The organism is Barnesiella sp. B2-R-119 (assembly GCF_023656675.1).
Taxonomy (GTDB): domain Bacteria; phylum Bacteroidota; class Bacteroidia; order Bacteroidales; family Barnesiellaceae; genus Barnesiella; species Barnesiella intestinihominis.
The window spans coordinates 438,497-460,467 of sequence record NZ_JAMOKL010000004.1; the positions used below are offsets into that span (position 1 = coordinate 438,497).

At 45.1% G+C, this 21,971-nt stretch carries 16 protein-coding genes; 9 read left to right on the forward strand and 7 right to left on the reverse strand.

Features of this window, described 5'->3' with window-relative positions; genetic code table 11:
* Nucleotides 1–728 precede the first annotated feature (728 nt).
* Nucleotides 729–2,882 (reverse strand): cation:proton antiporter, encoded by a 2,154-nt coding sequence (locus NBH06_RS10135; RefSeq protein WP_250794179.1) that lies wholly within the window; start codon nucleotides 2,880–2,882, stop codon nucleotides 729–731.
* Nucleotides 2,883–3,196: 314 nt separating this feature from the next.
* Here NBH06_RS10135 and NBH06_RS10140 point away from each other — a divergent pair, with 314 nt between their 5' ends.
* Entirely contained in the window at nucleotides 3,197–4,201 is a 1,005-nt protein-coding gene (locus NBH06_RS10140; RefSeq protein ID WP_008862887.1) for an aspartate-semialdehyde dehydrogenase, read from the forward strand.
* Between the two features lie 200 nt (nucleotides 4,202–4,401).
* On the opposite strand, the gene NBH06_RS10145 is transcribed toward NBH06_RS10140, so the two are convergent.
* Genes NBH06_RS10145 through NBH06_RS10155 form a run of 3 tightly spaced genes read right to left on the reverse strand, consistent with a single transcriptional unit; the run spans nucleotide 4,402 to nucleotide 9,517 of the window.
* Complete coding sequence (locus tag NBH06_RS10145; RefSeq protein WP_008862886.1) at nucleotides 4,402–6,900, reverse strand: family 20 glycosylhydrolase; 2,499 nt, start codon at nucleotides 6,898–6,900, stop codon at nucleotides 4,402–4,404.
* A 46-nt stretch (nucleotides 6,901–6,946) separates the two neighbouring features.
* Complete coding sequence (locus NBH06_RS10150; protein WP_250794181.1) at nucleotides 6,947–8,176, reverse strand: TPM domain-containing protein; 1,230 nt, start codon at nucleotides 8,174–8,176, stop codon at nucleotides 6,947–6,949.
* 9 nt (nucleotides 8,177–8,185) lie between these two features.
* Entirely contained in the window at nucleotides 8,186–9,517 is a 1,332-nt protein-coding gene (locus NBH06_RS10155; protein WP_040296300.1) for a deoxyguanosinetriphosphate triphosphohydrolase, read from the reverse strand.
* Nucleotides 9,518–9,785: 268 nt separating this feature from the next.
* Between NBH06_RS10155 and dut the strand changes: the two genes are divergently transcribed.
* Genes dut through NBH06_RS10185 form a run of 6 tightly spaced genes read left to right on the forward strand, consistent with a single transcriptional unit; the run spans nucleotide 9,786 to nucleotide 16,472 of the window.
* Nucleotides 9,786–10,226, forward strand: a complete 441-nt coding sequence (gene dut / locus NBH06_RS10160) for a dUTP diphosphatase (RefSeq protein ID WP_250794183.1) — start codon at nucleotides 9,786–9,788, stop codon at nucleotides 10,224–10,226.
* 25 nt (nucleotides 10,227–10,251) lie between these two features.
* Nucleotides 10,252–12,000 carry a tetratricopeptide repeat protein gene (locus NBH06_RS10165; RefSeq protein ID WP_250794185.1) on the forward strand — a complete coding sequence of 583 codons (1,749 nt, stop codon included), beginning with the start codon at nucleotides 10,252–10,254 and terminating at the stop codon, nucleotides 11,998–12,000.
* Complete coding sequence (lolB1, locus tag NBH06_RS10170; protein WP_250794187.1) at nucleotides 11,997–12,827, forward strand: lipoprotein insertase outer membrane protein LolB1; 831 nt, start codon at nucleotides 11,997–11,999, stop codon at nucleotides 12,825–12,827. Before NBH06_RS10165 ends, lolB1 begins: the two co-directional genes overlap by 4 nt.
* A complete protein-coding gene (locus tag NBH06_RS10175; protein ID WP_250794189.1) occupies nucleotides 12,824–14,068 on the forward strand; it encodes a murein hydrolase activator EnvC family protein in 1,245 nt (414 codons plus the stop codon). The genes lolB1 and NBH06_RS10175 overlap by 4 nt, the downstream gene beginning before the upstream one ends.
* Before the next feature lie 17 nt (nucleotides 14,069–14,085).
* Complete coding sequence (locus NBH06_RS10180; protein WP_250794191.1) at nucleotides 14,086–15,021, forward strand: GNAT family N-acetyltransferase; 936 nt, start codon at nucleotides 14,086–14,088, stop codon at nucleotides 15,019–15,021.
* Nucleotides 15,018–16,472, forward strand: a complete 1,455-nt coding sequence (locus NBH06_RS10185) for an oligosaccharide flippase family protein (protein WP_250794193.1) — start codon at nucleotides 15,018–15,020, stop codon at nucleotides 16,470–16,472. The genes NBH06_RS10180 and NBH06_RS10185 overlap by 4 nt, the downstream gene beginning before the upstream one ends.
* Here the strand turns inward: NBH06_RS10185 and NBH06_RS10190 are convergent, their stop codons facing one another.
* Together NBH06_RS10190 and NBH06_RS10195 are read right to left on the reverse strand one after the other, a co-directional pair.
* A complete protein-coding gene (locus NBH06_RS10190; RefSeq protein ID WP_250794195.1) occupies nucleotides 16,473–17,573 on the reverse strand; it encodes a glycosyltransferase family protein in 1,101 nt (366 codons plus the stop codon). It lies immediately after the preceding gene.
* Nucleotides 17,551–18,654, reverse strand: coding sequence for a glycosyltransferase family protein (locus NBH06_RS10195; protein WP_250794197.1), 1,104 nt, complete (start codon nucleotides 18,652–18,654; stop codon nucleotides 17,551–17,553). The genes NBH06_RS10190 and NBH06_RS10195 overlap by 23 nt, the downstream gene beginning before the upstream one ends.
* A gap of 414 nt (nucleotides 18,655–19,068) precedes the next feature.
* Here NBH06_RS10195 and NBH06_RS10200 point away from each other — a divergent pair, with 414 nt between their 5' ends.
* Together NBH06_RS10200 and NBH06_RS10205 are read left to right on the forward strand one after the other, a co-directional pair.
* Nucleotides 19,069–19,644: a DUF4251 domain-containing protein gene (locus NBH06_RS10200; RefSeq protein ID WP_008862875.1), complete on the forward strand. Its 576-nt coding sequence runs from the start codon at nucleotides 19,069–19,071 to the stop codon at nucleotides 19,642–19,644.
* 83 nt (nucleotides 19,645–19,727) lie between these two features.
* Nucleotides 19,728–20,672 carry a glycosyltransferase family A protein gene (locus NBH06_RS10205; protein WP_250794199.1) on the forward strand — a complete coding sequence of 315 codons (945 nt, stop codon included), beginning with the start codon at nucleotides 19,728–19,730 and terminating at the stop codon, nucleotides 20,670–20,672.
* Here NBH06_RS10205 and NBH06_RS10210 read toward each other — a convergent pair.
* Nucleotides 20,661–21,743 (reverse strand): M20 family metallo-hydrolase, encoded by a 1,083-nt coding sequence (locus NBH06_RS10210; protein ID WP_250794201.1) that lies wholly within the window; start codon nucleotides 21,741–21,743, stop codon nucleotides 20,661–20,663. The genes NBH06_RS10205 and NBH06_RS10210 overlap by 12 nt on opposite strands.
* Nucleotides 21,744–21,971: the final 228 nt, after the last annotated feature.

The following is a 21,971-nucleotide window of genomic DNA, read 5'->3' on the forward strand; positions in this document are numbered from 1 at the left end:
GTCTCTCCTTTTTTTATTTATATTCCTCGACAGTCGTTTATAGCTCGGTCGATAGGTAGGGGGAATGGATCAGTCGATAATTGATGGGTATATCGGCTCCGTAGGAAATCAGAGGGTATTGTCCTTTTATATCTCTACTCCCTCCATCAAAAATTATATAATCTTTTCAACCCCCTTGTCCTGCGGGCACTCCCCCTCTATTTCCTTACAGAAACACCCCGCAATACTACGGGACACGGCAGGGGGAGAGGTTATATAAATATTCCATTTTTTCTAACACTAATCAAAAATCTCTAAGATATTATTCTTAACCCCTCTCATCGTCGCTATCGCTCCTCTGTTTCTCCCCTATATTTTGCTGTGCAAAACACAGGGGAGAAGTGTGAATACCTTCGATAACGGGAACAGAGTGATGCATCTCTCTCTCTCCTCCTTGCCGTGCCCCGTAGCATTATGGGGTGTTTCCGAATAAACATAGGGGAGTGTCCAGAGAACGAAGGGGTTAATACAAACAAAAACTTTACTCTCAAATATCCCGCTTTTATCGGGTGGTGAAGGCATAAGGAAATAGAGGGGAAGTACTCGCAGGGTGAGGGGGTTAAACTCCACAATCAAAGATTATGTAATCTTTTCGACCTTTCTCCGAAAAGACTGGAATGAGGTTGTCTGCGAAGATTTCACGCTAAAATCCATGTCTATCCCACGGATTTTTTACTGAATCTTGATTATCAAAGGTTTATTTTCTTTTTGCGGTTACGGTGAGTCCACCGTTTTTTATAAGTGATAAGCTGTCTGAAAATTTTTTCGAGTCCTAATATCTCGGAATGGTTGAGCATGTCGTGAGACAGCGGTTCCATGAAAGAGACGGGTGTCGGTTCTGCTGTGCCGAACTGTTCGGGATAAAGAACTATTAGATTGTTGTTGGCGAAATATTTGGAGAGGAAAGAAGGAATATTGTCGGCTTCGGAATTGAACGAAACCGATGTGGGGCGCGCACTGACAACGATAAATAGGTCGTCGTCGAGTACAACATTAGCAAGAAGCAGAATATCGTCCCAGCTTTCCAAAATTTCAAATTCGTTTCTGATGTTGTATCTTCCGGCTCGTAGTCGGGCTTTCAAATAGGGAATGGTTTCGGCGTAAGCATAGAATATAGCACGGCAACCTATTTGTTTCGCCATGTTCGCCACTCGGTCTATCCATCGGGCGAATCCTGTTTCGTATTCGGCCTTGCGGGGAACGGCTATGACGATACGGGTAACCGTGTTTATGGGATTGACACATTTCGAAATGAGTATCATTTTATTCGTGCTTTTCAAGAGCGATTCTATTTTTGCGCCGAAAAACGTGTCAACGATATTTGCTTTGTGATGTAATCCGAGTACGACCTCCGTTATATTTTTTTCTTTCATGGTGTGGATAATCCCGCTGGTTATGTTCATGTCGTATCGGGCAATCGGGATTAATTTCGTATCGGCGGAAGATGCTACTTTCCCCGCATATTCGAGAACGGCTTGTGAGAGGAAGTTGCTTTTTTTATCGTCGTCGGTTACATGCAAAGCGTAAAGTGCAGATTTCTTTTGCGGAGATTTTAACAAGAGGGCCAGATTGATCAGGTTCTCGATTGTGTCGGGATTAGCCACAGGAATTAATATCTGCTCGTTCTGTATGGGTGACTTGTAACTGGCGGGTTCGTTATTTTGTATTTCGATAACTATGCGCCGGGCGGCCTTTTCGGTAACCAATGTACTGATAATGCAGGTCACTAAAATCATGACGATAGTGCCGTTGAGTATTTCTTCGTTGAAAAGTCCTATGTCGTGACCGATGATGACGGCCGCGAGCGTGGCGGCGGCCTGAGCGTTGCTCAGTCCGAAGATGAGTTGCCGGTCGGATTTCGTCATGTGGCAGGTTTTTTGAGTGAGCCATGCTGCCAACCATTTGCAGATGGTTGCCACTACCGACATGTTTACGGCGACGATGATCGTTTCGGTGCTTTTGAAAATTACTCTCAAATCGATGAGCATGCCTACACCTATGAGAAAATAGGGTATGAACAGGGCGTTGCCTACAAATTCGAGGCGGTTCATCAAGGGGGAAACGTTGGGGATAAAACGGTTCAGAACAATGCCTGCGAAAAATGCTCCCAAGATGGCTTCCAGCCCGATAACTTGCGCCATATAAGATGCCAGGAAAACAAGGGCCAAGATAAATATGAATTGCGTGACATTATCATTGTAGGTCTTGAAAAACCATCGGGTGAGCCGGGGATAAATGTATAGTATGGCTATGCTGTAAATCGTTATGTTCACCGATAGTCTGAGCCAGAAAAATTCGGTCAAGTCGCCTCGTACCATACCAGAAATTACAGCTAAAATAATCAAGGCTCCCAAGACTGTGAAAATGGTTCCGGCGATAGTGATAGGGACGGCTCGGCTACGGGATATTCCATATCTGCTGATAATGGGGTAGGCTATCAGCGTATGCGAGGCGTACATGCTTGCCAACAGTATGGAAGTCATTAGGTTGAGATGGAGGGTGTAGTAACTGATCGCGGTTCCTAAAATCATGGGTATGAGAAACGTGTATAGCCCGAATATGATCCCGTCTTTTTTGCTTTTCTTGAAATCATACATGTCGATTTCGAGTCCTGCCAAAAACATGAGGTAAAGGATTCCTACGTTTCCGAAAATTTCAAAACTACTGTCGCGAGCCAATAGATTCAGACCGTTGGGGCCGATGATTACACCTGATATGATCAGACCGATGATGTGGGGAACACGTATGCGGTTGAGTAATATCGGGGCAAACAAAATAATGACCAGCACGATGAAAAATATCAGCACCGGATTTTCGATAGGTAGAGTCGCGATACCGCTCATAACCCCTGTAATTTAAATGCGAAACTTATAAATGGTGACAAAAATAGAGTGACCCGAGTACGAAAGCAAATTGATTTGTTTCTGCCAAAGTGGAATCTATTTTCGCTTTGTGGCAAAATTAATGATAAAAGTTATTTCTTGCAAGGATTTTCGACCTTCTGTTCAAAATGTGTTACTGATGGCTAAAATACAGCGAGAATGATATAATAATGAGCGTTTTGTTATAGAATTTCATAAATAATTGTATATTTGCGCCAATTTTTAGTATTCTGGAATAATAAGGATTCCTAAGTAGTAATTATAAAAGAAAGAAAATGAAAGTCGCTATTGTGGGCGCCAGTGGCGCTGTCGGACAAGAGTTCCTAAAAGTTTTGGACGAGCGGAATTTCCCGATTGACGAGCTGTTGTTGTTCGGGTCCTCTCGCAGTGCGGGTCGTGAGTACACCTTCCGAGGTAAACAAATTACGGTCAAGGAATTGAAACACAATGACGATTTCAAAGGTGTGGATATAGCTTTCACATCGGCAGGTGCAGGAATTTCTAAGGAATTTGCCGAAACGATTACCCGATACGGTGCTATCATGATCGATAATTCGAGTGCATTCCGCATGGACAAAGATGTTCCTTTGGTTGTTCCAGAAGTGAACGGCGACGATGCATTCGTGCGTCCTCGTGGGATTATCGCAAATCCTAATTGTACTACCATACAAATGGTGGTTGCCCTGAATGCCATAGAGTCACTTTCTCATATCAAGAGAGTGCATGTCGCAACTTATCAGGCGGCGAGCGGAGCCGGTGCATCGGCGATGGCCGAGTTGAGAAAACAATATGAACAGATCGTTGCGGGTGAAACTCCTACGGTAGAGAAATTTTTCTTTCAGTTGGCCTATAATCTGATTCCTCAGGTCGATGTTTTCACCGACAATTTATACACGAAGGAGGAAATGAAAATGTTTCACGAAACCCGTAAGATTATGCATTCCGATATAGCCGTGAGCGCTACTTGCGTGCGAGTGCCGGTGATGAGGGCTCATTCGGAGGCTATCTGGATAGAAACAGAACGACCTGTTTCTGTGTCGGAAGCTCGTGAAGCATTCGCTCATGCGAAAGGTGTAGTCTTGGAAGATGATCCGGAGAACAGGGTGTATCCCATGCCATTGAATAAGGCAGGTAACGATCCTGTGTATGTGGGGCGTGTCCGGTCTGATATTTCTAATCCGAATGGCTTGTCTTTCTGGACTGTGAGCGATCAGATTAAGAAAGGCGCCGCCTTGAATGCCGTTCAGATCGCCGAGTATTTATTGGAGCATTCGAAGTAACAAAGTAGAGAATAGAGACTTCCGTGAGTTTTCGGTTATGGGCTCTATTCGTACGTACTATTTTTTGTTTGTGAACGTGGTTTGTGTTTCGGTATAAAACGGAGCAAACTTATTTCTACTTTCGTTTACTATTGTGATTGGTATATAATGAAGAAGGCTGTATAATTTATACAGCCTTCTTCATTTCTGTTTTTTATCGATTAATCGTTCTTGTAGTCTGTGGTGTGGCTTTCTTTCCCAAGATAGAAAAGTTTTGCTTTGACAACTGTGGCACTGCAATCGACAGGAGCTTCCCAAAGCGTGGAGGTTGCGGTCGGTTCGCTTCCGTCGGTGGTGTATCTTATTTCAGCCTGCGGAATGGGAGAGTTGGCATATAGTTTTCCTTCGACAATTTTAATTCCGGGCTGTGCCACGCGGAAATTAAAACCGTCGGCAGCCAGACGGGGCAGTTCGATTTCGGCTATCTTGGCGTTGTAAATGGCCCGAGCCTTTTCATATAGAGCCTGTTTATCGTCGTTCGGGACAGGGGACCACTCGGGATAGGCATTCCAGCCGCGTTCTACCAGACCGAAAATTTTGGGGAATACATAGTATTGTACCATATCGAAACTGCCGATGGTCTCGGAGAAAAGTTGCGCCTGTACGCCTTTGATGCGTGGACGCGATTGTTCTGTGAGCTGTATCTTCCCTTTTCCGGCTGTTTTGAGATTGTTCTTTTCTCCTGCCGTATTTTCTCTTGCCGAGCAGTAAATGTTGTAGGGTAATATGTTGAACGATGTAAACTCATTGACGTAACCTCCCCATGTGAGTCCCGGTTCGTCTTTGTGCGGATTATAGGCCAAATCGATGTAAAGGTTGTTGACATTGCAAAGTATTACGTCGTATCCTTCGTTGGCTACGGTGTAAGGAACAACATCGCGTTTGCCGATCGTGCTCCAACAATATACACCGGCGAAGCGGGGAGCTATGCGGGCGTTCATTTCGGGAGAGTGGTGTAGAGCGACTTCTTGCCAGCCCGAAGTTTTCACTCCTTTTTTCGACAGCATTTCCGTGATGTTTTCCAAGAAGTATTCCGATAGCTCGTGGGTATCTTTCATGCCTTTTTCCTCCATGAATTTGTGGCAGAGCGGGGAACCTGTCCAAGACCCTTTGGGTACTTCGTCTCCTCCGATGTGAATCGTTGCCAAAGGTACACCGGCATCTTTGTACATTTTAATGATTTCGTCGCTGACTTTATCCATGAAACGATAGACGGAGGGCAAGGCTACATTCATAATATTGTCGGTATAGGCTTGTGCCGATACATATTTCGATGTGTCGGCCGATTCGGAAAGGAGATATTCCCGGGCTTTTTCCATGTCTTCTCCTTTCAATCGGTTGAATCGAGCTTCCATCGCTTTGATAGCCGCGCGTGCATGTCCCGGCGATTCTATTTCGGGTATGACGGTGATGTGTCGTTTTGCAGCGTATTGCAGTACCTCGATGAAATCTTCTCGGGTATAATATCCGTTTGCCGTGGCTGTGGTATCGTTTGGATTCCAGCCTCCGTAATATACGGGATACAGGCGTTGGCTTTCGTCTTCGGTGAATCCTCGGCGAGACCCTATTGCAGTGAGTTCTTCCAATCCGGGGATTTCTAATCTCCAAGCCTCGTCGTCGCTAAAATGGAAATGAAGCACGTTTATTTTATAAGCGGCGAGTTGGTTTATCAGTTTAAGCAAGTCGGCTTTTTTCGTGAAATTTCGTGCGATGTCGAGCATCATACCCCGATATAACAAGTCGGGATAATCATTGATCGCTATATTTTCGAATTTAGCGGGAATAGTCTGTTTTTTGAGTAATGAGACGAGGGTTTGAGTCCCGTTGAAAATAGCGTGTGGGGTTCCGCCACTGATGGTTATGTAATTGTCTTTTACGTCGAGACGGTAGTGCTCGTCGTTTTTGGCTTGCATGTTTTGGGGGAAATGGCACAGGGCTATAACGGTCTGACCTTTGTCTGTGACGTTGTATCCCATTTCTTTTAGATTTTGAATCAGTAGTTTCGCTTCGTCGGCAAAACCATCTTCGACACTCAAAGATATATCTTTGGATATTATACTTGTGCCTTCTCTCGGAGTTACTTCTTTCAGGGAAGGCAGCATGTCGTAGGTTTGTATCTTATATGTGGTTTCGAGGGCTTGATTGTCGGCGTATACTTTTTCCCCGTCGGGATAAGATGGAGCTATTCTCCCCTGAACCGTCCATTGTTCTTTGCGATCGAACGGTGCGATAGAGAGCGGGATAGAGATTTGTGTACCATTGTTCGTGACAAAAAATGGCGATTTGGGAGTGAATAAAGTTTGAGTAAAAATACCTTGATTCAAATAGCTTATTTTAATCGAGTCGCCGGGAGCCAATGGAGTCCATGATTCTGATGGCGCTATTTTGTAATAACCGGCATTTATCATCTCTATGATTACGGGGGAATCTTCGTTTACTTTTACTTGTCTGGGAGAGAGCTGAGTGTAATATATTTCCCAATCTGATTCCAATGGTTTAGTTGAAGTGTTGGTAATCGTAAACGAGCTTTCGTAAAATCCGGGAGCTGCTCCGTTTTTTACCATTTCCCATTGCAGGGAGACCGGACTTTCCTTTGTGTTGTTGCAAGCACAAAGTGCAGTGACAGTCGATGCGATAAGTAAATGTTTCAAATGTTTCATTTTCATGGTGAGTTATTTAGTGTGAATAATCATTAGTCGTTTGTATTTACCAACCGGAAGTCGAACCTCCGCCGCCTGTGGCTCCGCCCCCGAAGCCTCCACCGAATCCGCCTCCGAAACCTCCGCCTCTACGACCACTTCCGACAACTGCGGCGGCTACGATAATGGGTATGATATACTGTTTACAGTCTGTTTTGTGACAGTGAGCGCAATGATATCTTTTTTCTCCCAATCCGGTACTGACCGTCGTAGCTCTGCGTAGAATGTGGTCGCCTTCGAAACTGTAAGCCCGGCTGTGGCAGTACGGGCATTTCTGGTATTGAGTAAATTGGTTTTCATAAGGATATACCAATGTATTCCCGCAATGGTCGCAGAGCCATACGTCGTAATCTACCGAGTTCAGCCGTTCTTCCGTGTTTTCTTGCGGTGTGAGGTATCGGTTGTCTTCTTCTTCGTCGAGCTTTCTCATTTTGTTTCCGCAAGATTCACAATTGCGAGGCTTGTTGCGAAGACGCTTCAACCGTCGTCCGAGCCCTCCGTAAAGGAGAAGTACGAAGAATGGGAACAAAAAGCTGCCGGCTAAGAGATACGGGCGAAATCCGGCCAGCCGTTTGTATCGCTCGTAGGCGTCTTTTTTTGCATAATGAGCGATGTTCCAAAGCATAGCAAATAACAAAATGTGAGATACGACGAGGGAAACCGTGAGGTATATACCGATGATTCTCTCCCAGTCGATTCCTTTTTTTACCGGTGCGGCGGCAAGTTCTTTTACGGCCTCGGGAGTTGTTAAAATTCGGGTAATGACATTCATTCCGTCGAGGATTCCTTTATCATAGTCTCCTTGTTTGAATTGTGGTATAACGTATTGCGTTTGTATGCGTTTACAAATAGCATCGGGTAATATTCCTTCTATACCATACCCTGTGCGGAATGTAATTCTGCGTTGGTCGAGTATCAACAAAACCAGCAGTCCGTTGTCGTTTTGTTTTCCTATTCCCCATCGGGTAAAAAGTTCCGTGGCGAAGTCGTCTATGTCGTCGTCCCCAATGGACTGTAAGGCGACGACTGCAACTTCGGAAGTGTTGGCTTCTTGTAGGGAGAATAGCATTTGGTCGAGGGTGTTTACTGTCTCGGCCGATAAAATACCGTCTGGATTGCTTACGAAACGTCTCCCGTCATCGAGGTGCACATTGGGAACTTTATCGACCGTGTATTCAATCGCCCGTATGAGCGGGCAGACGAGTAACAATAGAGAAATTATAGCGATTTTTTTCATAATTCATATTTAGAGAGACGGCAAACTCATGCCGTTGATTTTTCGATAGAGGTCGAGAGCATAGACGTCGGTCATACCCGATATATAATCGATGACGGCCTGAACTTTACCGTACAGCGTGGTGGAATGTACTTCGTATTGTTCGGGTACTTTGTTCAGCAATAGTCTCGAATAGGCTTTGTCGGGGAATCGTACGGCATCCAGGAATTTGTCAAGCAGAACGGAAATGATGCGATTACCTGCTAACTCGATATCCAGAACATCGGACGATTTGTAAATTTTCGTCCATGCGGTGTCGGCGCAATTTTGGTAGGCCGTCCGGGGCCTTTCGGAAATGTGGTCCACCAAAGCTCCTTTGAATCTTCCCTCTAACAGCGCTTGTTCTTCCCGACAAAACAGCGTGGAGCATTCGTCTATGAGCGTGCCGATGACACATGACCGCAGATAAACGATTTGCTCGTTGAGGTCGCTCACTATTTCCAAAACTTCGTTGATGTGTTTCTTTCTGTCGTCATCGAAAAAGTCGAGGAATAGTTTCTTGACGGTTTCGGTTGTCAGGATTTTCAGTTTATGGGCATCCTCGATGTCCATAATTTGGTAGCAGATGTCGTCGGCAGCTTCGACCAAATAGACTAACGGGTGGCGATGGTATCGTTCGCCGCTGTCGCCGTCCGGCAGTAATCCCAAGTCTCGGGCGATACGCAGGAAGTCTTGTTTCTCGGAGGTGAAAAATCCCGATTTTCCTTTTTTTGTCGATTGTATGGAGGAGTAGGGATATTTGACTATCGAGGCCAATGTCGAATAGGTGAGGGCGAATCCTCCGGGTCTCCGACCTTGAAATTGATGGGTGAGCAACCGGAAAGCATTTGCATTACCTTCGAAGTGCGTAAGATCTTGCCAATGATATTCGTTTTTCAGTTCTTGTTTTATTATTTGTCCGTTTCCCTCGGAAAAATAAGTTGCGATAGCTCTTTCACCCGAATGCCCGAAAGGCGGATTTCCCAAATCGTGGGCAAGACATGCCGCCGAGGTGATGGCTCCCAAGTGGTTGAGTTTGTAACACCACGGTTCGTTTTTGTATTTTTCGCTGAGCACGGCCGACACGTTGTTTCCCAATGAGCGTCCTACGCATGAAACTTCGAGGCTGTGGGTCAGTCGGTTATGGACGAAGATGCTACCCGGCAGAGGAAATACCTGTGTTTTGTTCTGTAATCGACGAAACGGGGCCGAGAAAACCAATCGGTCATAATCGCGTTGAAAATCGGTGCGAGTATGATGTCTGTCGTCATGGTATTGCTCCATGCCGAACCGTTTGGAGGTGATCAGTTTCTCCCAATGCATTTGCGTGGCTTTTTCTTGGGCTTGTGCGTTCATAAGGGTTTTATCGTCAATCTTTGCAAAAATAGTGAAAGTAGGATAAAACAAATTATTTGTTTTTCATACCGAATCTCTGCTATTTCACATTTTATGCAAATATAGTGAAAACCTCACCCGATTTACAGATATATTGAATTAAAATATAAAAAATAGGCTGCTTTTTTGATAGGATTTCGTTATTTTCGCAAATTAAAAGAATAAAAATAAGTGTTCTCTATTAAAACATGCTCAGATGAAAGTTTCCATCAAGATAGTCAATAAGTCGCATCATGCGTTACCTTCTTACAGTACTTTATTCTCGGCCGGAATGGATATTCGCGCCAATCTGTCGGAGCCCGTTACGTTAGCTCCTATGGAGTGCCGGTTGATTCCTACCGGGCTTTTTATCGCTTTGCCCGAAGGATACGAGGCTCAGATACGTCCGCGTAGCGGGTTAGCGTTGAAGCATGGTATCACGATACCGAATTCTCCGGGAACGATCGATGCCGATTATCGGGGAGAGGTAGGTATCATCGTGTTGAACGCTTCGGACAAGCCGTTTACCATCGAAGACGGCGAGCGTATTTGCCAAATGGTGGTGAAAGAGTATTGTCGGGTAGAGTGGAATGAAGTGGATAGCTTGGACGAGACCGAGCGGGGAGCCGGCGGATTCGGTCATACAGGTGTGAAATAGCAACCTCCGAGAAATGATGATGGAGATGGGAATACGGAAATATGGGTTTACAAGAGGATTGACGTGCTTAATATTTGTTTTTATTTTGTGCGGCTGTGCCTCGACCAAAGGTATTGCGGATAAGTCGGGAGAGCTTTCTTCGGAGGATCGCCGGAAATTTGACTATTTCTATTTGGAGGCCGAGCGATTGAAAGCTATCGGAGAAAACGATGCCGCATTCGATTTGATGAGTCGGGCGGCCGATTTGGATACGACTAGTGCCGCCGCGCGCTTTTTCTTGGCTCCATATTATCTGAGAATGGGGTTTTACGAGCAGGCGAGGAAAGACTTGCGATATGCCGCTGAAAAATATCCCGATAATTATTGGTATAACGTAGTGTATGCCAATTTCTCACAGCAGAGCAACCATCACGACGAGGCCATACGGATATGGACGCGGTTGCTGGAACAGAATCCCGATAAGCCCGAAATAAATTCGGCTTTGGCAGAAGCTTATACGGCCAAAGGCGATATGAAGCAGGCTGTCGCCTGTTATGATCGAATGGAGTCATCGATGGGTATGATGAAGCCGATTACGATAGAGAAGTTGAAACTTTATGAGTATATGGGCGATAAGGAGGCTATGGTGGCCGAGGCGGAGAAGTTGCAACGGACTTTTCCCCGAAATACCGATTATATGAGACTGTTGGGCGATATTTATTTGGAGGCCGGAAACGATTCGGCGGCTCTGTCGATCTATAATAAAGCTTTGGATCTTGAACCCGAAAACGGATATATCTATTTGTCGAGAGCCGGATACTATGAGAAACGAGGCGATACGATCGCTTATAATAACGAAATACGCAATGCTCTGATGAACCGACGTATCGATGTCGATACCAAACTAAGTATTTTCAGTACGTATATCGTCGGCCTCATGAAGAAAAAACAAGAGTTGAACCGGGTCGATTCCTTATTTGCCGAGATGTTGGAACAGTACCCTCAGGAAGAACCTGTTCATCGTCTGTTCGGTATGTATCTGTCAAGTCGTAAAGATTTTTCCCGTGCCGAGGAACAGTATGTGATTGCTGCCGATTTGGCTCCTACTAATCCGGAAAACTGGTTGCAACTGATAGGGCTGTATCTTTATCAAGAGAAATACGCCGAGGTGATACGAGTGGGAAAGAGGGCTATACAATATGTTCCCGACCAAAAGGATATATATATGTATGTGGCGGTAGCCAGCGCACAGACTAAAAGTTATGACGAGGCCCTCTCGATGTTGGAAACAGGCTTGAATTATGTAGAGGAGAACGATGCGGGTACGAAGTCGTTTTTTTACGGGCAGATGGGCGATGTGTACCATTCGGCGGGAGATAAGGAGAAGTCGTATGAAATGTATGAGAAAGCCTTGTCTTACAATGCATCGAATATTCCAGTGTTGAATAATTACAGCTATTTTCTCGCTATGGAGGGACGGGATTTGGATAAAGCCGAGCGAATGAGTGCACAGACCGTTAAGGCCGAGCCGGATAATGCTACTTATCTAGATACGTATGCTTGGATATTTTTCAAGCAGGGTAATTATTCTTTGGCACGGATTTATTTACAAAATGCGTTAGATAAGACGAAAGAGCCGAGTGCGGAGTTGTTCGAGCATTACGGCGATATTTTGTTTATGCTGGGCGAAGTCGACGAGGCTGTGACCTACTGGCAGAAAGCTCTCGAAGCAGGTAGCGAATCGGCCGAGCTGTTGCAAAAGAAAATCAAGAACAAGAAATATATCGAGAAATGAATCACATACGAATCACGGTCTGCTCGATCGTTCTGCTGATTTTGGCAGGGTGTAAGAGTGGGAAGGAATTGATTTCAGAGCGTCCTGTTTCACAAGAGGTGCGGAATAATTTCGAGTCGTTAATGGCCTCCTATCCTGATTGGAATACGTTTTCTGCCAAAGGTTCCGCCGATTTATCTTTCGGGGCGAGCGGTTCTTTGAGTGCATCTACTCAACTGCGTATGGTCCGGGGCGAAGTGTTGCAAATCTCAGTGAGAATCATTTTGGGCATAGAAGTCGCTCGGTTATATATGACACCCGACAGTTTGTTTCTGGTGAATAAGATGCAGAAACAGTATGTAACGGCATCGTTGCAGGAGATAGGGGAGAGGCTGTCCAGTCCTGTTTCGTTGCAGACCGTTCAAGATGCTTTGTTGGGACGCATATTTTTATTGAATAGCGCGAACAATGCATATGGTATAGATGATTTCGAGGTGATGGAATCCGGTTCCTCCCGTTGGTCGCTTTCTCCGAAAAGGCAGGACGAGAGATTTGGTTACCGTTTCGATTTGGACGAAATAAAACTGCTTTCTACCCAAATGGGTTCGACGAGTGGACATAAAGAGATTGTATGCCATTATACCGATTTTATTAAACAGGGACAGAGCGAGAATTTTCCTACGAAGATGAAAATCGCTTTGACGGGGTTGAGTGTCCCGGTTTCGTTGAATTTAAGATATGATTCCTCTTCGGTTTCATGGAATGGAAAAGTCGGTGTAGAGAAACCTGCTTTATCAAAATATACGCGTGTTTCGGCTGCGCAGATGTTAAAGAAATTGTCGATATGAAAAGGTGGTTGATTATATGGTGTTTGTTGTTCGGCTTTTCGGCTGCGGTTTTTTCTCAAACTCTCGAAATGGAGGATTTACGGAAGAACCGGGAGCGGACTTTGAAAGAGTTGAATGAGACCAATAAAAAACTGAATAAAACGTTGAAGAGTGCCAAAAATTCTTTGAACGAATTAAACAGTATTACCGCAGAAATCAGGCAGCAACGGAATCTTATCTCGAAAATCAATAGGGAAATCGCTGTAATCAATCGCAGGCAAAGGGCTGTGAAAGATACTATTTATTTATTGCAAAAGGACTTGACGGCTAAAAAAAGGAGTTATGCCAACGCGGTGAAACGCATGGGACATCAGCGGTCGGAGTATGATGAACTTATGTTTATATTTTCTGCATCTTCATTGAGCCAGTCCTATCGTCGCGCTCGTTATCTGAAAGAGTACTCGGCGTGGAGAAAGCGGCAGGCTGCCGAGATTGCGGAACGGAAACAGCAATTGGAAGTGTTGCAAAAACAACTTGCCAAAAGTGTAGCCGAAAAGAATGCGGTATTGAAGGAACGGAATGCCGAAGCCGAGGTATTGAAAAAACAAGAAGGCAGTAAACGAACGTTGATTGCCGGATTGAAGAAGCAAGAGAAACAACTGAAAAGGGAGATAGACCGGAAGCGGAAACAGGCTGAGGCGTTGGATCGCAAGTTGGAACAACTGATTGCCGAGGAAGAGCGTAAGTCGTCTACCCGTGCCGACAAGACCGAGGGAAAAAATTCTACTGCACAGCAGCGGTCGACCAAAGGTTATAAGATGACCAAAGAAGAATTGGCCTTGTCGGGCAGTTTCGAGAAAAATAAAGGAAAGCTGCCGTTCCCTTTGTCGGGGAGTTATAAAATAGTCGCGCATTTCGGGCGGCAGAAGCACCCGGAGTTGCGCTATGTGCAGACCGAAAATAGCGGTATCGATATCGAGACTACACCGGGAACAAAGGCTCGTGCTGTATTCAACGGAGTCGTTTCCCGCATTTTCGTGACACCGGGATACAACAGTACGATTATCGTGCGTCACGGTAATTATCTGACTATCTATGCCAATTTAAGCGAGGTATATGTACGAGCCGGCGAAAAGGTTTCGACCGGGCAGAATCTAGGAAAGATTTATTCCGACTCTCAGGACGGCAATCGTACGATTCTTACTTTCCAATTGTGGAAAGAACGTACGAAACTGAATCCGGAGCTATGGCTGAATTTGTAAAATAAAACAAGATTCGTATGATAGAAATACATCGGTACACTACGGCTTATCATAGGGATTGGAATGATTTCGTATCCGAATCGTCGAACAGTACGTTTTTGTTTTTGCGGGAGTATATGGAGTATCATGCCGATCGCTTTACGGATTATTCTCTCTTGGTTTATGACGGTAATAAATTGTTGGCCTTGTTACCGGCAAACCGTTCGGGCGATGTGTTGTACTCGCATGCCGGACTGACTTACGGCGGGTTGATCGTGACTACTCGGAATACGACGGCGCAGGTTCTCGAAATCATGCGGTCGATTGCCGATTTTTTGAAAAAAGAACGGTTTGTCAAATGGGTGTATAAATGTATTCCACATATCTATCATCGTTATCCTTCTGAGTCGGATTTGTATGCTTTATTTCGATTAGAGGCTCGATTGATAGGGCGCAATATATCTTCGACCGTGCAGTTGGATAATTCACTCCGATTACGTGCCGACCGGCGCAGCCGAATGAAGAAGGCCGAGCAAGCCGGGTTGCGGGTAGTCGAGACCACCGAGTTCTCTCCTTTTTGGAAAGTTTTAGATGCTAATTTGCAAGAGCGGTTTCATGTGAAACCTGTTCACTCGTTGGACGAAATCGTGTTGTTGCATAGTCGGTTCCCCGACCGGATTCGTCATTTCGTGACGATGAGGGGGGACGAGATATTGGCGGGGAGCGTCATTTATGATACGGGAATCGTGGCGCATGCGCAATATACTTCTGCTTCGGCAGAAGGGAAAGCATCGGGTGCTCTCGATTTGTTGTACGCCCGGCTTATAGGAGAGGTTTTCGCCGATAGGAAATGGTTCGATTTCGGTCAGTCGACGGAAGATATGGGGCACTATCTGAACGAGGGGCTTATCGCTCAAAAAGAGGGATTCGGCGGGCGAGGGGTTGCTTATGATATATACGAGATAACGCTATGACCGGCGGGGAGGAGAAAAAAAATATCTATCGCACGATCGTGAAGGCTACCGGACTTTTCGGCGGTACACAGGTATTTACCATTCTCTGCTCGATTATCAAAACGAAATTGGTCGCTATATGGTTGGGAGCCGAGGGTGTGGGTATCATCGGGCTGTATAATAATACCGTCGAGATGATTTCCTCGTTGACAAGATTGGGAATCGGAACGAGTTCCGTGAGGGATTTATCCAAAGCGTTTAAATCGGGGGACGAAAGTCGGTTTGCCGAATTGGTGTCTGTCGTGCGTCGTTGGATTTGGTTCACCGGGTTGTTGGGGGCGGTGGTTATGCTGACTTTCGCTCCGTTGTTAAGCCGATATACGTTTGGTGACGATACCCATATATGGGGGTACGTTTTTTTGTCGTGTACGTTGTTGTTTACGACTCTTACCGAGGGGGAACGGGCGGTGATTCAGGCATCTGAACGTTTGCGGGTTTTGGCGAGATGTTCTGTCTTAGGGTCTTTTTTCGCTTTATTACTCTCTTTACCCTTGTTTTATTTTTTCGGTATTTCGGGTATTGTTCCCGCCATTATCGCACATACATTTTCCATTTGGGTCGTGACTGTTTCGTTGGGTAGGAAGATGAAGGTAAAGCCGGTAAAAATGAGTTGGACCGAGACTTATCGGCAGGGAAAGAATATCGCTTCGTTGGGTATTTATATGACGGTAAGCGGATTTGTCACGACCTTGTATTCCTATCTGTTCGTCGCATGGCTCAACGATAGAGGAGGAACCGGAGAGGTAGGTTTTTTCCAAGCGGGTTATACGTTGGTCATGCAGTATGTGGGTTTGGTTTTTACGGCTATGTCTATGGAATATTATCCCCGTTTATCGGCTGTCTGCGAGGATAAAGTATTGTTGTCGGAACATGTGACCCGGCAAGTGGAAACGTCGTTGTTGATATTGGCTCCTGTCATTTCGTTATTCCTGATTTTTCAGAACTTGATTATACATATATTATATACACCCGCGTTTTTAGCCATCAGCGGGTATATTTCGTGGGCTGTATTGGGCATGCTTTTCCGGGCATTTTCGTGGAGCGTGAGTTTCGTCCTGTTGGCGAAGGGAGCAGGTCGTATTTTTTTAATAACGGAAATCGTAGCCGATTCCTTGATGTTCGTAATGTATCTTGTCGGGTATACCCATTGGGGGTTACAGGGTGTCGGGGTGGCCTATTTGTTGGCCTATCTGTTTTCGATGACAGGGATTTACATGGTTTGTCATCTGAAATTTGGGTTACATATTCCGGTGCGAATGTTCGTTTCTCTTTTTGTTTATAGTTCTTTATGTTATTTCGTTTGGCTGTTGTGGTCGAACGATTGTTTGGCGGGGGCTTACAGCCTGACCGCATTTATTTGTCTTTTTACCGGATTTCAGTTGAAAAAGAAGATATTCTGTAAATCGAAATAATCAGTGCTTCTCCCAAAATTCGAGATATTGCCGGGCTACTTTTACGTGGTCGTGATATTTTTCTACGAATTGTCTACTTTCGGTCGATAGTCTCGGTAATTGATCCCGATGTATAATCAGATTTTCCAGTTGTTTGAATATATCGTTTCGGTCGGGTAACACGTTGATAATAGGCCGTAGTTTTTGCTCGCCGATAAAATTATAAAATTCGGGTTCGGCTCCGCTTACGGCTATAATGCCTCGTGCCATAGCTGCCAGCGCATTGGTGGCGGGTGTATAGGAATAGAGTTGGTCCAGAAGGATATGACAATCTACCAGTAGTTTGTTGTATTCGTCGAACGGTACGGAAACTACTTTTTGTATATGGCTTTCGCAGGGGTATTTATCATGAATTTCTCGGAGTACGTCGAGTAATATGTCGGTTCCTTTTATCGCTGTGCGGTGTTGTTGTATCCCGATGAAGAACTTAACGACCTCCGGTGTGCTTTTTATCGGGTGGAAAGGGTTGATCGACAGGTCGATGGGTATGGGGATATAGGCTAACTTATCGGCATATTCGGGCTGGTATGCTGCATAATATTCATATAGACAGGCAATGATACCATTGGCTTCTTGGGCCATTTCGATGTTGGGTCGCTCGTTGGGACCGCCTATCCATGCCGCAAGCATTTTTTCTCGTTCGGGATGCGGGAGCGGTCGGTCTCCAATGAAGAAGTCGGAGTAACGAAAGGTTTTGCCGTCCAAGCATGCTTTTACATAATAGTGGTCTATGGCGAGAGCATCGAGGAATATCTTTTTGTTGTGCTTTTTCAGGTATTTAAAAATAGCCCAATTCTTTTCTGGACGTAAATCGAAAAAGACAGGATTAGTTACTTGGACAACATCATACCCTCTCATTTGAGGGAGATGTCGTATAATATCCGCCATGTACTGTATGGAATGAAACAGATCATATCCTCGACGAACGATACTGACATCTCGTTTGTTGTTGAGCCAGTGGCTACCGTGAGAAACGACTGTCACCGTGTGACCATTGGCTCGAAGCCCTTCGGCCAATGTCCAGTGTAAGTTGCTGGCTTCACCGATCAGTAGGATTTTCATGCAAAGTTAAGTTATAGATTTGTTGGTAACATAGAATTGTTTTTTGTGCGATAAGTTCCGTATTCATATTTTGTCGGGCAAATTCTGCATTCTTTTCTCCATATCCTGTATTTGCTAATTGTCGGGCATGAGCGACAGCTTCGATAACCGAATGACTGTCGGTGAGGTCGAAAGTAGGATTTCCCGTCAAATCGAGAAGTTCGCCGATATTCCCGAATTTGGGTCCTGCGACGACTTTATGAAAGAAAAGAGCCATAGGAACATTGCCCGAGTTGAGAATTTCTTTACGTTGAATCAGGACGATATCTGCGGCCGAGAAGTAGTAAGGAAGCTCGGTATTCGATATTTTCTCGTGTAGTTGTAAAGCTCTATTCGTGTCGAGCCGGAATTTCTTTTTTTGAGTTCGGTATCGCAGCAGATTTTGTATGGGTGTTTTACGGTTGGTAAAACAACTGTTGTAGAAACCGGGAGCCAATAGGAACTTATCCGACATGGGTAGATGTTCGAAAGCATCGACGACAAGGCGCTGTTCTTCTTCGTTGCGGTAACTTCCAAAAGTGAGAATGATGAATTTATCGGTCGGTAGTCCCAGCTTATTGCGGGAGGTCAATTTCGATGGGAATGCATATCCACATGAATCGTATATGTGATGAGGTATGACGAAATGCCGAGCCGTGGTTTCGGGATATATGCGGGCGAACTCTTGTCGGCTATATTCTCCCAAATGAATAATCGCATTGCTTTGAGTTTCGACGATACGATATAGTTCCAATTTGTTTTTGTCCGTGCAATAATGCGGGATAGCGTCATGGCGGGTATATACGATTTTGGTTCCCATGCTTTTCAGGCGATCGATTCGTTGCCGTAGAGCTTTTAACCCGTTATCGGAGGGTTGCCGCCATTTGAAAATGACTTCGGGAAACTGAATGTGGACGATGTCGTATTTTCGGGTGGAATTCCAAAAGGCATCGATACTGCATTCTATGGAGCCATTTTGTCGTCGTATCTCCTCGCATAGGGACTTGACGTACAAGTTGTCGTTCTGAATGGTTTTGTCGAAGTAGACGAAAAGTATGTTCATGGCTATGTTTGGACGATGTTTCGTATATCGACAAAAGTAATAAAATTTTGTAGAAATGTCCCGACGGAAAGATTGAAATGAGTATTGTACAGAAATTTATCTTCAACCGAGGAAAATTGTCTTGGTTTCGAGTGTTTTCGAGGTTGAGAATAAAGATGCCGAAGCGAACAATATGAACCTTCGAAGCATTGTATAAATAGGTAACATTATTTATCTGGAATTACAGATTACTCGACCGCCGTTATTGGTTCGGCTGAATGCGGTATTCGATAGCTCTACGTTTGCCGGTCTATGATTAGTAATGCATTGGTGGAGGGTGTGAATGATTTGATTTTGCGGAAGATATACTTCGATTCAATTTTATATGTGGCATGTTTTTTGCAATTATGTTATCGTTAATTTAAAATTTGGAATATGAACAGATTATTTCTTTTTATGACAATATTGGTGCTGGGTGTACCGGTATATGCTCAGTCGGAAAAACGTATAGATACGAAAGAGAAACAAGAGAATGTAAACAGTCGTGAACTGAAAAAACAGTTGGCTGCTATCCAAGATTCGATTAATTATAAGAATGCGGTGAGTGCTTTGGAAAAATCGAATTTTGTATTGGAAGCAGATCAGTTGCTGTTTAAAAGGGGCGGGACTGCTTTCGTATCGTCCAATACGAATTTTGTTTCTTTGTCGGATAATAGGGCGATCGTACAGGTGGCTCCGTTTAACGGTGGAGGCCCGAACGGGGTGGGTGGTATAACTGTGGAAGGTAGTGCTTCGAATGTGAAGGTACAGACGGATAAGAAAGGAAATACGACTCTTTCCATGAACGTTATGGGAACCGGTATTTCTGCTACGGTCAATATCTTTTTATTCAAAGGGAGTAACTATGCGTCCGTGGTTATTAGTCCCAATTATAATTCGAATCGGATTACTTTGAGGGGACGACTTGTTCCCAAAGAGTATTCAACTGTTTTCAAAGGTTCCTCGTTTTAGATTTTTGTTGTAGATAGGTGGATTCTGTATGAAAAATATACATGCGTATGTTTTTCATACAGAATCTGTTTATATTTGCATAGATGAAACAAGCAGGAATAGGGATAGTTATTCCCGTGTATAATCGGGAACGGGAGTTGCGGCGGACATTCGATTCTGTCGTTGCACAGACTTACCGCCCTATCCATGTGGTATTGGTCGATAACGGTTCCACCGATGGGTCGTTGGCTTTATGCCGGGAGTTAAAGGGGGCGTATGAGACCGATGATTTTCGGATAACGGTTGTCGAAGAGGCTAAACGAGGGCCATCGGCAGCCCGGAACCGAGGTCTTACTTGTGTGACGGAGGAGTTTGTGGCTTTTCTCGATAGCGACGACGAGTATATTCCCGAGGCAGTTTCGCTGTATATGCAGGCTTTCGAGAGTAATTCATCGGCGGATATTGCGGGGTGTACCATACGGCTTATACCGGAACAGGGCAAACCTTATTCGGCAAAGGCGGTTTTCTCCAACCGGGTGGAACCTCATTTGTTCCATAGTACTTTGGGTACGGTACGTTATGCGGTGCGGACGGCAGTGGTGCGTGCAGTGGGCGGCTGGCCTGAGGACTATATGCGTTGGGAGGATTGGGGTTTAGGAATCAAATTGTTACTGCTTACAGACCGAATCGTATGGGTTCAAACACCTCCGTTGGTGAATGTATATCTTCATGCCGACAGTATTACTGGTTATCGTTATGTTCCTAATGTCCCCGATATTTTAAGAGCGATTGCGCAAGCTCACGAAGATGTGGAGCGAAGCGATTCTGCGCAGAAAGCCCGTTTGCATAAATTGTTGCTTTATAAACAAATGGTTGTGGCCGGACTTTGTCGAAAGGAAAAAAGTCCGTTGGGTACTGAGATTTATCGCTCGACGATGGAGACAGCGGGTAAAGACAGGACGATGCGCTGGTTCTTACCGATAGTTTATCGATATGTCTCTTGGGGAGGTCGAGGATCGGCTATCCTTGCCAACCGATTATTGCGCTGATTTCTCGATTTGAAGCCGATCGAGTAAGCAAATGTATACTTCAATGGCTTCTCGTATTTCTTCTAATATAATGTATTCGTCGGCGGTGTGCGAGCGTGACGAATCGCCCGGACCCATTTTTACCGAGGGGAATGGCATGAGGGCTTGATCGGAGAGGGTGGGAGAACCGAATGGTTTATATCCGGCAAGGAGTGCTCTGCGGACAAACGGGTGCTGCATGGAAATTGCCGATGAATTGAGCCGTAGGGAGCGAGGCGTGATTTCCACTTCGGGAAAACGGGATTTGAGAATCTCGACGGCTTCGGCATTGGTGTAGCGGTCGTTGGTGCGTACATCGACTACAAAATCGCAACGGTCGGGGATAACGTTGTGTTGCGTTCCTGCCTGAATTTGGGTAACAGTCAGTTTTACTTTTCCCAATAAATCGGAAGCGAGCGGAAACTCGAATGTTCGTAGGGCTTCGATCGTTTCGGTGGCTTTGTACAAGGCGTTGATCCCTTCGTTGCGGGCGGCGTGTCCCGACTTTCCATGTGTGGAACAATCGAGTACAAGCAACCCTTTTTCGCAGACGGCGGGCTGCATACCCGTGGGTTCGCCTACCACAGCGAAATCGATAGTCGGTAGTTGTTCCAGAGTCTTGACAATACCGTTTTGCCCGGAGACTTCTTCCTCGGCGGATGCCAAAAAGACAAGGTTGTAGGGCTGTTCGGTTTCGGAAAGGTGAATGAATGCGCTTAACAAAGAGACGACACTTGCTCCGGCATCGTTGCTTCCTAAGCCATATAGCCGGTTATCTTCTTCGATCGGAACAAAGGGCGGGCGACTCCAACTGTCTGTGGGCTTTACCGTATCTATGTGCGAGTTGAGGAGAACGGTAGGTTTTTCTGAATCGAATTCGCGGGCGAAAGTCCATACGTTATTGCCGGCTCGATATGGTGTGAATCTGTTTTTTTGCAAGGTCTCACAGATTATTTGCGCTGCCGCATCTTCCTCCCGACTGATGGAAGGTGTCCTGATTAACCGATGTAGCAAATCTATGGCAGAATAATATAGTTCGTCTTTTGAGTTCATTTCCGATTTCGATTTTCACAAAAGTAGTTTATTTTTATCGGTTTCGATAATTTCTGACCGGATTTATTGGGGGCGATATGGGTTTGAATATTAACTGATATTAACTATTCGGATTTGAATGCTTATTTGTGGGGAAAGGTTGATGTACAAATGATATAAAGCCGAATTTTGCAATGTCGACTTAACAAAATGAAATATATATTCTACTTAAAACTTATTAAAACGGGA